This is a genomic window from Sporosarcina sp. ACRSM (assembly GCF_022346545.1).
In the GTDB taxonomy this organism is placed as follows: Bacteria; Bacillota; Bacilli; order Bacillales_A; family Planococcaceae; genus Sporosarcina.
In genome coordinates, this window is record NZ_JAKRNU010000006.1 from 95,749 (window position 1) to 110,030 (window position 14,282).

Consider the following 14,282-nt stretch of genomic DNA (forward strand, 5'->3'; position numbering starts at 1 on the left):
TGATGTAATTTTCAAGTCATTTTCTTAGTTCGATGTAGAAATCCAGTTTCTTAAAGGGAACTGTAATCAAATCATGAGAATCCCGGCTATCTTCCCAAAACGATAAGGGCCTATCAACGTACCAATACTGATAGATCCCCAAAAGCCTAATTCCACTAAACAAATAATTAATGAAATGGGAAAAAACGTTGTCATGCTAACTTTTATTTCTATCCAAGCTATCCTAGTGCCAGTTCCGAAAATGGGCACGTGCCTACTTTAATCGACTCAGATGGGCATGCTTCCTCCGCATCTTCCAAATCCTCCACGAATTCCTCAGGCACTTCTGCAATCCCTTTATTATCATCTAAAATTACATAAGAAATTCCTTCTTCATCATATGCGAAAATATCGGGCGCAATAGATTCACATGTCCCGCAAGCAATACATGTGTCTTTATTCACAATCGTATATGTTGACACTATCATCGCCTCCAAAAGATTTTTTTACATTCCTATTAATAATTATCTTGTTGCTACAGGCTCTTTTTCCCCCATAATGCTAGTGCTATGAAGCGGTTGTAGTCGTGACGTAGGATCAATATGGATTTTTGCATGACTGACCGCTAAGGGAGCTTCTCCAAATCCAGTTGCGATTAACTTAATTTTCCCCTCATAAGAGCAAATATCTCCTACTGCATACACGCCCTTGATATTCGTTTCCATTTTATGATTCACAACGATCGAATTCTTTTCAATTTCCAAGTCCCATTCTTGAATCGGTCCGAGTGATGATATAAAACCATAATTCACAACGACCTCATCCACTTCTAGCGTTTTCATTTCCGAACCTTTAACTTTTTCCAGAACGACTTGCTCAATTCTTTCATTGCCAACCAACTCTATTGGGACGAACGGCGTCAAAATTGTAACTGTGGAGCTTTTCAGTTTTTCAACACTATGTTCATGGGCCCGAAATTTGTCTCTCCTATGGACAATCGTCACTTCTTTAGCGATAGGCTCCAACATCAAAGCCCAATCAACCGCTGAATCGCCCCCGCCAAATAGGACTACTCTTTTGTCTTTGAACTTACTTAGGTCGTTGATAAAATAATGGAGATTTTCTTTTTCGTACTTTTCCGCATCCTCAATTTGGATCCTCCGTGGCTGAAAAGCCCCGCTCCCGGCAGTAATAACAACTGTTTTGGCATGATGGATCTGTTGATTGTTTGTTGTCACTTTAAATATCCCGTCTGCTTGCTTTTCCACTTTTTCTACCAATTGCTCAAGACAAATGACCGGCTCAAATTCTTCCATTTGACTTTTTAGATTATCAACCAATTCTTGAGCTCGCACTTTTGGAAAACCGGCAATATCATAAATATATTTCTCGGGATATAAAGCGGCCAACTGCCCTCCCAACTGCGGCAGACTTTCAATAATTTCCACAGACATTTGTCTCATCCCTGCATAAAACGCGGTAAATAAACCCGCCGGTCCTCCGCCAATCACAATAAGATCGGAAATATTTTCGCTTTGAGACATCTTACAAGCCCCTTTCCACGTTACAGTAACTGCAATTCCGAATTTTCTTTTGTTAACTCACTATTTTTGTTGTAATATATTCATATATGATAATATATATTTCGAAAATATAGTTAATTATCCATTTGAAAGTAGACACAATCTTCTATGACCATTTATGAAAGATGTGGTTTAATTGACTACTGATCTAAAAAATGATTTCAAATCACAAAGCGAATTGAATCAAGTCTCCTTTCGCATACATCGAATCGACGAAAATACGCGTTCAGCCGATTGGCACATCGATAAAGTGGACCGTCCTTATGACGTCTTTTGGTATGTAGTTTCCGGAAAGAAAACCATTTTTATCAACGATGTAAAATATAATGTCCAAACAGGGGATTTCGTAGTATTTCCTTCCCAAACGTCTTTTAAAATTGTGGAATCTGAAAGTGCAATAGCCATGCATCATTTGGAAATAGCTGTAGAAAACAAACTTGGGCCATTTAATTTAATGACCTTATATGATTTTCCAATTGTCACCAACCTCATTGACGCGGCTAAAGAAACATTATTAATCGATTTATGGAGACGGCTTATAGACGAATGGACGCCTGACAAAAGAAACCCCTTTTCTCCTACGAATGGAGAATTGAACTTTGGACTAGACCAGACGATTGAACTTCTTCGATTTAATGCACGAACGATTGACTGGTTTGTAGAAGTCTTCACATTGTTGCGACCTCGTGCAGCTGAATTATTTCCAACGTTCGATTCGCGTCTCCAGCATCTTTTTACTTTTATTGAAAATAATTTGGCTACAAAACTAAGTTTAAAAAGACTCGCCGAAGAAGTTTTCTTAAGCGAAAGTCACTTAAGTCTCCTTTTTCGTCAAAATGTGAAAATGGCGCCTATGGAATATGTCAGGAAAAGCAGATTGCAAAAGGTACGTAAATTATTGTTAACAACCAATCTTTCCTTAAAAGAAATTTCAGAGAAAATCGGCTTTGATGATCAAAGCCAGTTGAGCAGAGCTTTCCGTCGTGCTACTGGGGTTAGTCCCACAGAATACCGACAAAAGGGTGATTTTATCTAAAAGAAGAAGGGAGGATCGTCTCCCTTTTTTCTTATAAAAACATCGCTAAATTCATAACCGTCAAGACAGATTGATCAGCCTTCACTGTCCGCGCAGCAATTTTCCATCCTCCATCTACTTTTCGGAGAATATCTTCTCGTTCTCCAAATATTTCTTCAGTATGCGGCTCTGAACTTCTGCTTCTCTTAAATAAAAAGTAACTGATTACTTTATATTCTTTCGGACTATCCGTTTGTTCAATCATCACATTACTAATAAAATGCCTCTGTCTCGGTGCTGGATCATCTACCCAAGCAGATTTCATATAAAGTCTCTCTACTTTCATCGTAATGTCTTTTTTTGTATCCGAAAAATAGGTCATATCATGATTTAAATTAGATCCCCTTTTATTCTCTAAGGTTACCCGTACCGGCATTACGTATTGAATGTCCTCGGTAAGCAAATCAAGCCATTCCCGATACTTGCGATGGTCCAATAAATAAGCTTCCCGATAATAAAATTGCGTGATCTCTTCCTGTAATGACAGTTGCATGAGTTCTTGCATTAGTCCTCACCTCCGGATTCCTTCGTCAGCAGTTCTAACCAATATTTGTGCATGCTTCTAGCGATATGATCTGTGTAGCACGTCGGATACGCATCACCAGGCCCTGGAAAGTTTTCATCTCTTTCCACATTATCGAAGCCCATTAAGTAATTCGCCATATTGTTATAACTGAGTTTCCGATCTCGTGACATACTGCCTGAACTTGCTTCGATAATGCGTGCCCAATTCTCCGTGTCATCTTGCTCAAGTGTACCTGCAGCTCCAAATGTTGCGAGGAACCCTTTGTAAGACTTTTCTTTATACTCTTCTGGGAGTGCTTTGTCGATCATATACCATACCCAGATTTCGATTTTATCCGGTGCTATCGGTCGCCACACACGCCAATTGAGATGATTATGTTTAACCCCTTCTGATCCGCTGCCTGAACTTAAAAATGATAGATTCGGGAAGACACCGCCCACAAAGTTTGTTACTTTGGAGAAGACTTCAACTTGCTGTTCATTTAAATTCCTCTCAAACATGGGCCACATGTCTTCTGGCATTCCTTGGTACTTATTAGCCGATTCCCCAGTGGCAGATGTAATGACATTAATGCCATGTCCATGTTGTAAAACAACTTGGTGACCATAAGACGCATACAACGGGTCTTTCGGTGTTAACTCCATTTCCGTGGCGGATCGATGTGTTGTCTGCACGTGATACGGATCCGCTGCAAAGTTTTCGGCTGTCATTTTCCAGTTTGCTTTCGCTATCCACCGCTGTGGCACTCCTCTTACTTCCATTCCTCCGTCACTTCTGCCCAGCATAATGTCAAAATAAAATTTCATATCCCCTAGGTAGTCCTCTAATGACATCGCGTTAGGGTCGAGATTGCCAAATATCATCCCTTGATAACTTTCCACTCTTGGCACTGGTCGCAGTCCCCACTCACTTTTATCCATTTTTTCACCATATACTTTATTCCCTGCCACAATTCCAATCAATTCCCCGTCAAGATTGAATGTCCACCCATGATAAGGACATGTATGCGCTTTCTTATTTCCGTAATCTTCTGTACAAAGTCGTGTCCCTCGATGGGAACAAGAGTTTAGAAATGCCTTTATTTCCCCTTTTCTATTTTTCATGAGTAAGATCGGATCATCTGCCATCATTCTTGTAATATAGCTTCCACTTTCTTTCAACTCAGATTCATGACCTAAAAACAGCCAGGTTTTGCCGAAGATCTTCTCTTGTTCTAGCTTGTAGATCTCCGGATCCGTTACTACCCATTGCGGATAATAACCCTCATCCAACTTTTCTTTTATTTGCTCCAATTCTTTAATGATCAATTTAAAAAACCTCCTCTTATAGTTGGGCATTTTACAGTAACAAATCGCCAAATGATTCACTAATATGAAAATTATGATTATACCCAAAGTGTAACATCTGCTAAATTCTTTTGACATTGCACAATCCATTGTTGATTTGACAAAAGTTATTATCTATTACTATCCAAAAAGGTGTTTGACCCAAAGAATATCCTTGAGTCAAACACCTTTTGAACAAATCCCCATCCTTGTTGTAAATCCTATCTTTCCTTATTTAGCACATTTAATGAGAGAAGAGTATATTTGTACTTACTTTATAAACACAGGCGTATTAATCAGTTGGCCTCGTTTATGAATTTCTTTATCAAGGTTCGTAAAAATCAAGACAAATCGCTTTGTCTGAATAATTGATGATGTACATCAAAAATAGGAATAGTACAATTACCCAACGCATTACAATCCCCCTAATAACTCAAGTTATTGTTACGCAAAACAGCAATGTAACATATAATCTCCATTTGGATATCCCCTCCAATTTCATAAGGTCATGTTCGAACGCCTAAGCGTCATAATTCCTCACTAAGTTCTGCCTCCGTATTGGGCAAGCTCTTTCTGAATCCTTTTGTTTTCATCGCCAGGACGATAACACCCAAAACTAACCAACTAAAACCGACAACTCTGCCAATCGGCTCCATTCCAATCAAGATATACAAGCAGACTACAATGCCTAAGATGGGTGAAATAAGACTACCAAATAGTTGCTTGCCTTTCCTTTCATTCCTTTTAAAATAAAACTCTATAATTACTGAGATATTGACGAAAATGAAACCTACTAATGCTCCGAAAACGACAATTAAAAAAAACACACTAATCGGGATCAAAAGTGCTCCAATATAGCCAACTACAGCTAAAATATAAATACTGTAAATTGGAGTTTGGTGTTTCGGATGCAAATAAGAGAGAAATCCCGGCAATGCTTTATCACGCCCCATACTAAATAAAACGCGTGATCCAGAAGCTTGTCCTGCCAACGCTGTAGCTGTTGCCGTAATGACAAGAGCAACCGTTGTAATAGCTGCCAAACCGCTGCCGCCCACAGCCGTCGCAATTTCATAAAATGCTGTGTCTTCATTGCCAAATGTCCCCAACTTGCCTTGAACGAGTGTCATGAAATACACTTGGATGCCAATTAAAAATGCACTAATTACGCATGTAATGATGACGGCTAACCCCACTGTCTTGCCCGATACGATTGCATCTTCTGATAGCGCAGTGATCGCATCAAAGCCAAGGTACGCAAGAACTGCTATTGAAGTGCCCGCTACTAATGCGTTTATCGAAAATGTTTCCTTTTGGTAAACACCATCCAAACTCAAGATACTTCCAAGCCCATCAGCGCTCGTCAATGCATAAATAGCAAATCCTATAAACAAGAAAACGCTCCCAAGTTTTAAAATCAACATGATTAAGTTTAAATGAGCTGATAATTTAGTTCCTCGAAAATTGAAGTAAGTCATTGGTATCATTAAAAGTAATAACATGGCCCACAGCGGAATAAACGTAAATAGTTCTATAGCGAATGTTGAACTTAATTTATACACCAACATCGGAAATATTAAGTAGTCCAGCAAAATAGCCCATCCTGCAATAAAACCAAGACTCGGATTTAAACTATGTGTAGCATAACTATACGTCGACCCAGCCTTCGGTACAATGCCTGCCATTTTTCCATAACTAAACGCAGTAAAAATCATGGCAATAAGCCCAAAAAGAATAGATAATACCCCATGCCCATTAGAAGTAATGGTCAATCCACCAAATAACGATTGCGCTGAGTTAGGCGAGATAAAAATCAGCCCAAAAATAACTAAATCCCTTGTCCGTAACACTCTTTTTAAACCTTGTTCATTACCTACAATGCTTCCAGTCATTTGACGGCCTCCCCTATGAGAGTATATTGGGATAATTATCGATGCAAAAATATGAATTAGCGTTCATTTCATTGAAAACTATGGAGAGGTGGATGCCTCCTCTCCATAGTTCATTGTTCGTTAGTTTAGGAAATGCTTGTTGCAATCGCAGTCAAGGATTCATCAAAAATAGCAATCATTTGCTCTACTTGCTCTTCTGTAATCGATAATGGCGGAGCCATGACAATTGTATTTGATCCTTCAAAAATAACCGGGCGAATGATTAAACCTCTTTTCGTGCATTCTTGGACAAACCGTGGTGCCACAGCGAGAGTTGGATCGAAAGGAATTTCGTTTTCACGGTCTTTATATAATTCAAAAGCCGCCATCAATCCGAGCGCTCTCGACTTCGTGAATATTGGATGCTTCTCTTCTAAATAGGAAAAGCCTTTCTTCAAAACAGCTTCCATCTTTTTCGCATTTGCTACTAGATCTTCTCGTTCAATAATCTCTAAATTCTTTAACGCAACCGAACAAGCCACCGGATGCCCACTATACGTAAAACCGTGGAAGAACATTCCATCACCGGATAGCTCCACCAACTCATCACGCAGCGATTCACGAATAATAACTGCACCTAGCTGACTATAGCCACTTGTAATACCTTTCGCCACTGACATTAGGTCAGGCACCACGTCCCAGTTGTCCACTCCAAACATCTTTCCTGTCCGGCCAAAACCGGTGATAACTTCATCCGTTATCATCAGAATTCCATATTCATCGCAAAGTTTACGAAGTGCTTGTAGATAGCCGTCTTGTGGAATAAATAGCCCACCTGCACCTTGAACCGGCTCTAAAATAATAGCTGCTACTGTTTCCGGCCCCTCTTTTTCAATGACGCCCCGGAAACTACCAGCAAAATCAGGGTCCGTTCGATCTCCAAGTTCACAGTTTGTATTAAAACGCGTGGTCGCATGGACGAATCCAGGCGCCTGAGCGGTAGCCATATTTTGAAATTGTTCAATTCCCGTCGCACTTGTCGCACCAATTGTAATGCCGTGGTATCCGCGTTTTAACGCAACAATCTTGTTCCGTTCCGGCTGCCCCTTTAACTTCCAATAATGTCGGGCAATTTTAAATGCCGAGTCATTCGACTCTGAACCGCCCGATGTGAAAAAGCTGACATTTAAATCTCCCGGCGTTAATGACGCAATCTTTTCAGCTAGGCGAATGGCCGGTTCATGAGACATCCCTTGGAAACTCGAACTATAAGCCAACTGCGTCATTTGTTCCTTTGCCACTTCCGCTAATTCTTCCCGTCCATGCCCGATATTGACGTTCCAAAGGGAAGATAAACCATCGATATACTGCTTTCCGTTTACATCGGTTACATGAATTCCATTTCCTTCTTTTATAATAAGGGTAGGTCCGTTTTCCTGATGTTGTTTCAAACTTGTTACTGGATGAAAAACATGTTTTTTATCCAACTCCCTTAGCTGCTCTACATCTACCGCATTTGTCACTAAACTCATTTCAATTCCCCCCATTTACATTAATAAGCATTTTCCAAAATTGCTATGATATCTTCCTTTGTCGCTTTTCGTGGAGTAAAATTCATACTTCTTTCTTTTAATGCATCTTCAGCGATTGTGGTGAAATTTTCTTTTTTAACTCCCGCTTCCCGTAATCGTGGAATGTTGACTTTGTGATTTAAATCAGTTACTTTCTCAACAATGCTCTTTACGATTTCTTGATCGTCTATGCTATGAATAGGTAATCCCATGCTCGATGCAACGTCTCTCATTCGTTGCCGAACTCTTTCATCTCCACCATTAAAGGCCAACACGTGTGGAAGTAAGATTGCATTTGCAGTGCCATGTGGAACACCACAGTGGGAACTGATAGGATGAGAAATAGCGTGAACAAGACCTAAACCTGCAGAATCAAATGCAACACCGGCTATTAAACTACCGAGTAACATGTTTGACCTCGCGTCAATATTTGTACCATTAACAGTACTTTCATAAATGCTTCCAGAAATGAGTTCAATAGCCTTTAATGCGTTGATGTCCGTCATGACAGATGCACCTTTGGAAATATAGGCTTCAATTGCATGGGTAAGAGCGTCCATTCCAGTCCCAGCTGTTACAGCAGGAGGAAGCCCTACAGTGAGGAGTGGATCTACTAACGCAATCGTTGCCCCGCAATGCTGTCCACCAATAACCATTTTCCTTAGTTTCTTTGAATCTGTAACAACAGTGACAGAAGTTACTTCACTACCCGTTCCCGCAGTAGTCGGCACCGCAATCAACGGTTTCGTTTGGTTTTTTACAACGCCACGGCCTTCATATTGATGAATAGACCCAGGGTTTGTTAATAAGATATTTACGGCTTTCGCACAGTCAATTGAACTACCACCCCCAATCGCAATGATAGCTTCTATTTCATTTTCACGGGCAAATCCAGCTGCTTCCGCTACAATAGAATCAGTCGGATTAGCAGTGACTTTTTCAAATGTCACTACCTTTAGTTCTTCTTGAATTAAATGTTCAATAATTTGATTTGAAATCCCTGAACTTTTTATGCCTTCATCATAAATACAAAGAACTTTTTCAACCCCGAGTCCTTTAGTGATTTCACCTATTTCCTTTGAAATATCGCAACCGAATTTCACTGTAGTTGGGACGGTAAAATTAAATGTAGCTATCATATTTTTTGTTTGGACTGTCAAATTTTTCACTCTCCATTTTCATGGGTATTTGTTTTTTCTTTTTCACAAATAGTTAATGGATGTTTATTGATACAGCAGAGCGTGCTTCTTCTGACGTTTCCGCTAGTCTTTCAGGTGGACGGGAGAATAGAGCTACAATTACGACACCTGAAGCAATAATGATCGCCGCTAAGTAAAATGCATTGTTAAAACTATTTGTTGCTTCAACGATAAAACCAGTGATAATTGGGGCCAAAATCCCAGGAAGTGTTTGCGCGACTTGAGCTAGTCCTCCCATGGAACCGGCCTTCTCCGGAACTGTTTCAGCTACTACTGCACCAAGTGGAGCAGCTGCTGAAGCCAAGCTCATTGCTCCAATTGTTAGAAAAACTACTGCTCCTATCACTGTCTGGGATTGGACAACAAGAACAAGACTAACGGCTAAGATACAAAACCAAAAGACCGTCCAGTATGCCCTTGCAATACGCCTACTATTTGTACGTTTATAAATAGTGTCGCTTAATCTCCCACCAATTGCCTGACCGAGTGCCGCGCCAATCCACGGCACGGAAAGGGCAAATCCCATTGATTTTAAATCCAGTCCTCTTTCCAGACTTAAATAACCTGGCAGCCATGTTAATAGAAAGAATAACGCATACCCAACGCAGAAGAATGCCCACATATTTGCTAACATAGTGCCGCGGACTCCTTTTGGAATCGTCAATAAATCTTTAACCGACTTTTTCTCACCTGAAGTTGCTAGCTTAGCGAGGTCACCTTGCTCTTGAAGTAACCATTCTTTCTCTTCCTTACTCATACGTTTGTTTGCTTCCGGACGATCTGTAAATAATTTGTGCCAGAAAAACGTCCAAATCAGTCCTACAATTCCCATGACAATGAAGGGAAAACGCCATCCATAATCTACAATCATCCAGGCCAAGATCGGTGTCGCTAGGGCCGGACCAAGATAAACAGCCGAAAAGGCGAGTCCTAAAGCGGAGGAATATTCTTTTGGACTAAACCAGTTCGTCACAATTCTGACGCCGCTAGATAAAGAAGGTCCTTCACCTGCTCCAAAGAATATCCGTGCAATAATTAAAGATACAAAGCCAAAAGCACCAGCTGTAGCAGCCGTAAAAAGCGACCACCAGATTGCTCCTACTGTAAATACTTTTTTTGCGCCAAATCGATCAGCGGCAATCCCCGCAATTACTCCAAATGGAACAAGCCCCCAGAAAAACGCACTTAAAACGATCCCCCATTGTGAAGGCGATAAGCCAAACTCTTCCATCATCGGTCCTGTCGCCACTGAGATAATTACTCGGTCCACGAATTGGATAAAGAAAATGAGCATAATGAAAACCATCATCGCCCACCGAAAATTTTTCTTGAACATATTTTCCCCTCCTTCTATAGTTTCCTTATGCTCTAGTTTTTATTGACAAACTACTTCTTTCGCTGACCACCAGTCTGCCTTCTTAGTCGATTCTGGGCGTAATGGGATAATCTAAGGTTTAATAGACTGTTGAAATAAACTTCTTCTCCAAGAAATCAGCTAATCCATCTGGACCGCCTTCACGTCCCATGCCACTTTCCTTCACGCCTCCAAAAGGTCCTTCCACTTGGGCAAGTACGATATCATTGAGACCTACCATGCCGTATTCTAAGCTTTCCGATACACGGATAGATCGGGATAAGTTTGTTGTAAAGCAATAAGCAGCCAAACCGAAATCTGTATCGTTTGCTTTTGCAATCACCTCTTCTTCCGTTTCAAACGTATAGATAGGTGCAATCGGTCCAAAAGTTTCTTCATTCGCAATGCGCATGGATTCATTGACATCGGCTAAAATAGTAGGTTGGTAGAAAAATCCTTCTTCATATCCTTTGAGGTCAGGCTTTGTTCCGCCCGTTACAACTTGTGCTCCTTTCGCAACGGCTTCCTTCACTTGATCCTCCACTTTCTTTAATCCTGCTGCACTCACTAATGGTCCAACTTGTGTAGTCACATCCAAACCGTAACCAACTTGCAGTTTTTCAACTTTTTCTTTTAGCATTGAAAGGAATTGATCTTTAATCGATGCTTGCACATAAATACGGTTAGCAGAAATGCACGTTTGACCGCAGTTTAAAAACTTATTGCGTGCAAGTTGTTCTGTCGCATGCTCCAAGTCAGCATCTTCAAATACAATAAAGGGAGCATGTCCGCCTAATTCCATCGAAACTCTCTTCACTTGTTCTGCTGCTTTTTTCAACAGAGTTTTTCCGACGTTTGTCGAGCCTGTAAATGTAACTTTTCGAATTCGTTTATCCGTTAATAACACATCACCGATCTTATCAGGGGTACCTGTCACTAAGTTAATGACGCCTTTGGGGATTCCTGCTTCTTCTGCTAATCGGAAAAATAAGATCGCACTTCCAGGTGTCTGTTCTGCTGGCTTCAGTACGACTGTACAACCGGCAGCTAAAGCTGGGGCTACTTTTCTTGCAACCATTCCTAATGGGAAATTCCATGGCGTAATCGCCGCGACGGGTCCAACAGCATGTCGTATGACCTGAAGACGTTTATCAGGCGTTGCTGCGGGAATAATTTCGCCATAAATGCGCTTTCCTTCTTCCGCGTTCCAAAGGACATAGTCAGCTGCATTCATCACTTCTCCACGCGCTTGCATAATGGGCTTACCCATTTCCTCGGAGATTTTCTTGGCCAATTCATCCGCGTTTTCAATCATCAATTGATGTAATCGTGTAAGAATGTCCGCTCGTTCTTTACTTGTTTTACGGGACCATTCGGGAAACGCGGTAGCTGCAGCATCAATCGCTAACTTCGTATCTTGTTCGTCACCATGCGCCGCTTTTGCAATGACCTCTCCAGTGGCCGGGCTCACAACGTCAAAATAGTCATTTGAAATGGGATTTACCCAGTCGCCATTTATATATAATTGATACGTGGTCACTTCACTTTTTACAATTGTCATTTTTCATCCTTCTTTCTGTTATTTTTTTAGGTTATACATTTGAAGGTACTTTTTTATCTTTTAACACTGGCCAAAATGCAGATTGAATGTCGATAGCTTTATCAATCGCCTCTTTTTGATTTGCATAAAAAGGTGCTACATGAACGTCTGGAAATGGATCTTCTACCCCGCTATCAAGTCCGCTTAGCCCCTCGATAATTTTCAACGTACAGAACGGAACGTAAGCCGCACTGTATCCGCCTTCATGCAAAGCAACAAGTCGGCCGTGACAATGTTTTTCAGCTAGCTGTTTCATAATGATTGCCATTTGTTTATAGCCTTCTGCGTCGACTAACATCCGACCTAATGGATCGAATTTGCTTGCATCTTGTCCCGCCGAAATCAGAATGAGCTCAGGTTTAAATTCTTCCACAACAGGAACGATGAGTTCTTCAAACGCATATAAGTAACCCGTGTTGCCTGTGCCAGCAGGTAATGGGATATTGATGTTATAGCCTTTTCCTTCTCCTTCCCCCACGTCACTTACATGCCCTCTGTCTTTAGGGAATGTATACTCCTGATGAAGGGAAATGAAAAGGACATTCGGATCATCATAAAACGAACTTTCCGTCCCATTTCCATGGTGAACATCCCAATCGAGGATTAAAACACGCTCCACGCCATGCTTTTTGCGCGCATATTTGGCAGCGATTGCGGCATTATTGAATAAGCAGAAGCCCATTCCTTTTTCTTTTTCTGCGTGATGACCCGGTGGTCTTGTAAGAGCGTAAGCATTTTCAATGGTCCCTTCCATTACTGCGTCAATCGCAGTCAACGTACCTCCCGTAGACAGTAATGCAATCTCGTAAGAATCTGGTCCTACAATCGCTAGGTCACCTGCATCTCCACCAGTTGTATTGCTTAACTCTTCTACACGGTCTATATATTCAGCTGAATGATTCCACCCAATTTCTTCTCTAGTCGCAGCCCTAGGGGAAAGCGCTTCCAATCGGTTGATAAAACCGCTTCTTTCTAACAAGTTTTTAACGCGTCGCTTTGTCGCTGGGTTTTCTGAATGTGCATCCGCCTCAATCCATCCTCCAACGGGTGCCATCATTGCACCATTTCCTGTATAATGCCAAAAATAGCTTTCGTGACAAAGAAATCCGGTTTTCTTCATTATGAATGCACCTCACACTTTATCTTTGAATTCGGCTTCCCTACCAGCTCATCAATAACTTCTATGAGCTTTAAATCTTCTCCAATGACGACCTCACCCGCATATACTCTCTTTACTTCTTCATGCGCTTCTTCGCCATCCGCACCAGGTAAAAAATGCGTAAGAACAAGCTTTTTCACACCTGCTTCCTGTGCAATTTCTCCACATTGGGTTGGCGTACAATGTTCGTTCTGCAGTTTCTCAAATACTTTACTGAATTCTTTGTTCTCACCTTTTGTGTAAACAGACGTAGTCGTTATGGCAGCGTCTTGTATTAGAAGGTCCGCACCAGCGGCTAATTTCACGATTTCCGGAGTAGGTGCTGTATCTCCAGAAATGACGACTACTTTCCCACCTACTTCAAAACGATAGCCAAAAGTCGTCACATTATGAATCATCTGAGCGGCTGTCACCTTTGCGGGAATATCCGTCGAAATTTCACCTGGTTCCTCGATTTCAATTATATTTACATCCAGTAATCCTTTAGGGGATCTGCCGAGCGATAATCGATAATTAATATCTTCTTCATACAATTGTAAAATTCTTTCATGATACTTCTTTGTTCCAACCGGACCGACAACCGTCAACTCTCTCCGTCCATCTCCTTGCCCACCAATCAAAAACTGTGCGTATCCAAAAAGGTGATCTGAATGTAAGTGCGTTAACCAAAGGTGATTGATGGTATGTGGAGGAATCCCTGCTTTCAATAGCTGAGTCGTTGTTCCTTCCCCACAATCGATTAAAATTGGCAAATCATCGATCCATAATACTTGTGCGGGCCCAGACCTTTCCAAATCCGGACGCGGACTCCCTGTTCCTAGCATTCTTACTGCAAGCTTAACCATCAGTATCACTGATCCTTTCAAAATAGAATAAAAAATTCTCACTAGATTCCAATCCACTCAACACATAAAGACCATATATGTTTTTTCAATTAATTCTTACTCCGGACAATGATATATAAAATGATATATGATATACGTGATAGAATATTTGGAATTCCAATTGAATTCATTGTATATCTTTTAACCATTTTAGTC

General features: G+C 41.0%; 12 protein-coding genes. 1 reads left to right on the forward strand and 11 read right to left on the reverse strand.

What is annotated here, in order from left to right; all coding sequences use genetic code 11:
- Positions 1 to 218: 218 nt before the first annotated feature.
- The gene (locus tag MHZ95_RS10935) at positions 219 to 461 is read right to left on the reverse strand and encodes a ferredoxin (RefSeq protein ID WP_239390668.1); all 243 of its coding nucleotides are present in this window, start codon (positions 459 to 461) and stop codon (positions 219 to 221) included.
- Positions 462 to 503: 42 nt separating this feature from the next.
- Positions 504 to 1,523: an NAD(P)/FAD-dependent oxidoreductase gene (locus MHZ95_RS10940; RefSeq protein ID WP_239390669.1), complete on the reverse strand. Its 1,020-nt coding sequence runs from the start codon at positions 1,521 to 1,523 to the stop codon at positions 504 to 506.
- Between the two features lie 289 nt (positions 1,524 to 1,812).
- Here MHZ95_RS10940 and MHZ95_RS10945 point away from each other — a divergent pair, with 289 nt between their 5' ends.
- On the forward strand, positions 1,813 to 2,598 hold the full coding sequence (locus MHZ95_RS10945) for a helix-turn-helix domain-containing protein (RefSeq protein WP_239390670.1): 786 nt from the start codon (positions 1,813 to 1,815) through the stop codon (positions 2,596 to 2,598).
- Between the two features lie 31 nt (positions 2,599 to 2,629).
- On the opposite strand, the gene MHZ95_RS10950 is transcribed toward MHZ95_RS10945, so the two are convergent.
- The 9 genes from MHZ95_RS10950 to MHZ95_RS10990 all read right to left on the reverse strand — a co-directional run bounded on the left by MHZ95_RS10950 (position 2,630) and on the right by MHZ95_RS10990 (position 14,087).
- Complete coding sequence (locus tag MHZ95_RS10950) at positions 2,630 to 3,142, reverse strand: 3-phenylpropionate/cinnamic acid dioxygenase subunit beta (protein WP_239390671.1); 513 nt, start codon at positions 3,140 to 3,142, stop codon at positions 2,630 to 2,632.
- On the reverse strand, positions 3,142 to 4,500 hold the full coding sequence (locus MHZ95_RS10955; RefSeq protein ID WP_239390854.1) for an aromatic ring-hydroxylating oxygenase subunit alpha: 1,359 nt from the start codon (positions 4,498 to 4,500) through the stop codon (positions 3,142 to 3,144). The genes MHZ95_RS10950 and MHZ95_RS10955 overlap by 1 nt, the downstream gene beginning before the upstream one ends.
- A gap of 515 nt (positions 4,501 to 5,015) precedes the next feature.
- The gene (locus tag MHZ95_RS10960) at positions 5,016 to 6,380 is read right to left on the reverse strand and encodes an APC family permease (RefSeq protein ID WP_239390672.1); all 1,365 of its coding nucleotides are present in this window, start codon (positions 6,378 to 6,380) and stop codon (positions 5,016 to 5,018) included.
- Between the two features lie 125 nt (positions 6,381 to 6,505).
- Positions 6,506 to 7,891: an aminotransferase family protein gene (locus MHZ95_RS10965; RefSeq protein WP_239390673.1), complete on the reverse strand. Its 1,386-nt coding sequence runs from the start codon at positions 7,889 to 7,891 to the stop codon at positions 6,506 to 6,508.
- Between the two features lie 20 nt (positions 7,892 to 7,911).
- Entirely contained in the window at positions 7,912 to 9,090 is a 1,179-nt protein-coding gene (locus tag MHZ95_RS10970) for an iron-containing alcohol dehydrogenase family protein (RefSeq protein ID WP_239390674.1), read from the reverse strand.
- Between the two features lie 52 nt (positions 9,091 to 9,142).
- The gene (locus MHZ95_RS10975; protein ID WP_239390675.1) at positions 9,143 to 10,465 is read right to left on the reverse strand and encodes an MFS transporter; all 1,323 of its coding nucleotides are present in this window, start codon (positions 10,463 to 10,465) and stop codon (positions 9,143 to 9,145) included.
- Between the two features lie 118 nt (positions 10,466 to 10,583).
- On the reverse strand, positions 10,584 to 12,044 hold the full coding sequence (locus MHZ95_RS10980; RefSeq protein WP_239390676.1) for an NAD-dependent succinate-semialdehyde dehydrogenase: 1,461 nt from the start codon (positions 12,042 to 12,044) through the stop codon (positions 10,584 to 10,586).
- 31 nt (positions 12,045 to 12,075) lie between these two features.
- Positions 12,076 to 13,203, reverse strand: a complete 1,128-nt coding sequence (locus tag MHZ95_RS10985; RefSeq protein WP_239390677.1) for a class II histone deacetylase — start codon at positions 13,201 to 13,203, stop codon at positions 12,076 to 12,078.
- Complete coding sequence (locus MHZ95_RS10990; RefSeq protein ID WP_239390678.1) at positions 13,203 to 14,087, reverse strand: MBL fold metallo-hydrolase; 885 nt, start codon at positions 14,085 to 14,087, stop codon at positions 13,203 to 13,205. The genes MHZ95_RS10985 and MHZ95_RS10990 overlap by 1 nt, the downstream gene beginning before the upstream one ends.
- Positions 14,088 to 14,282 lie beyond the last annotated feature (195 nt).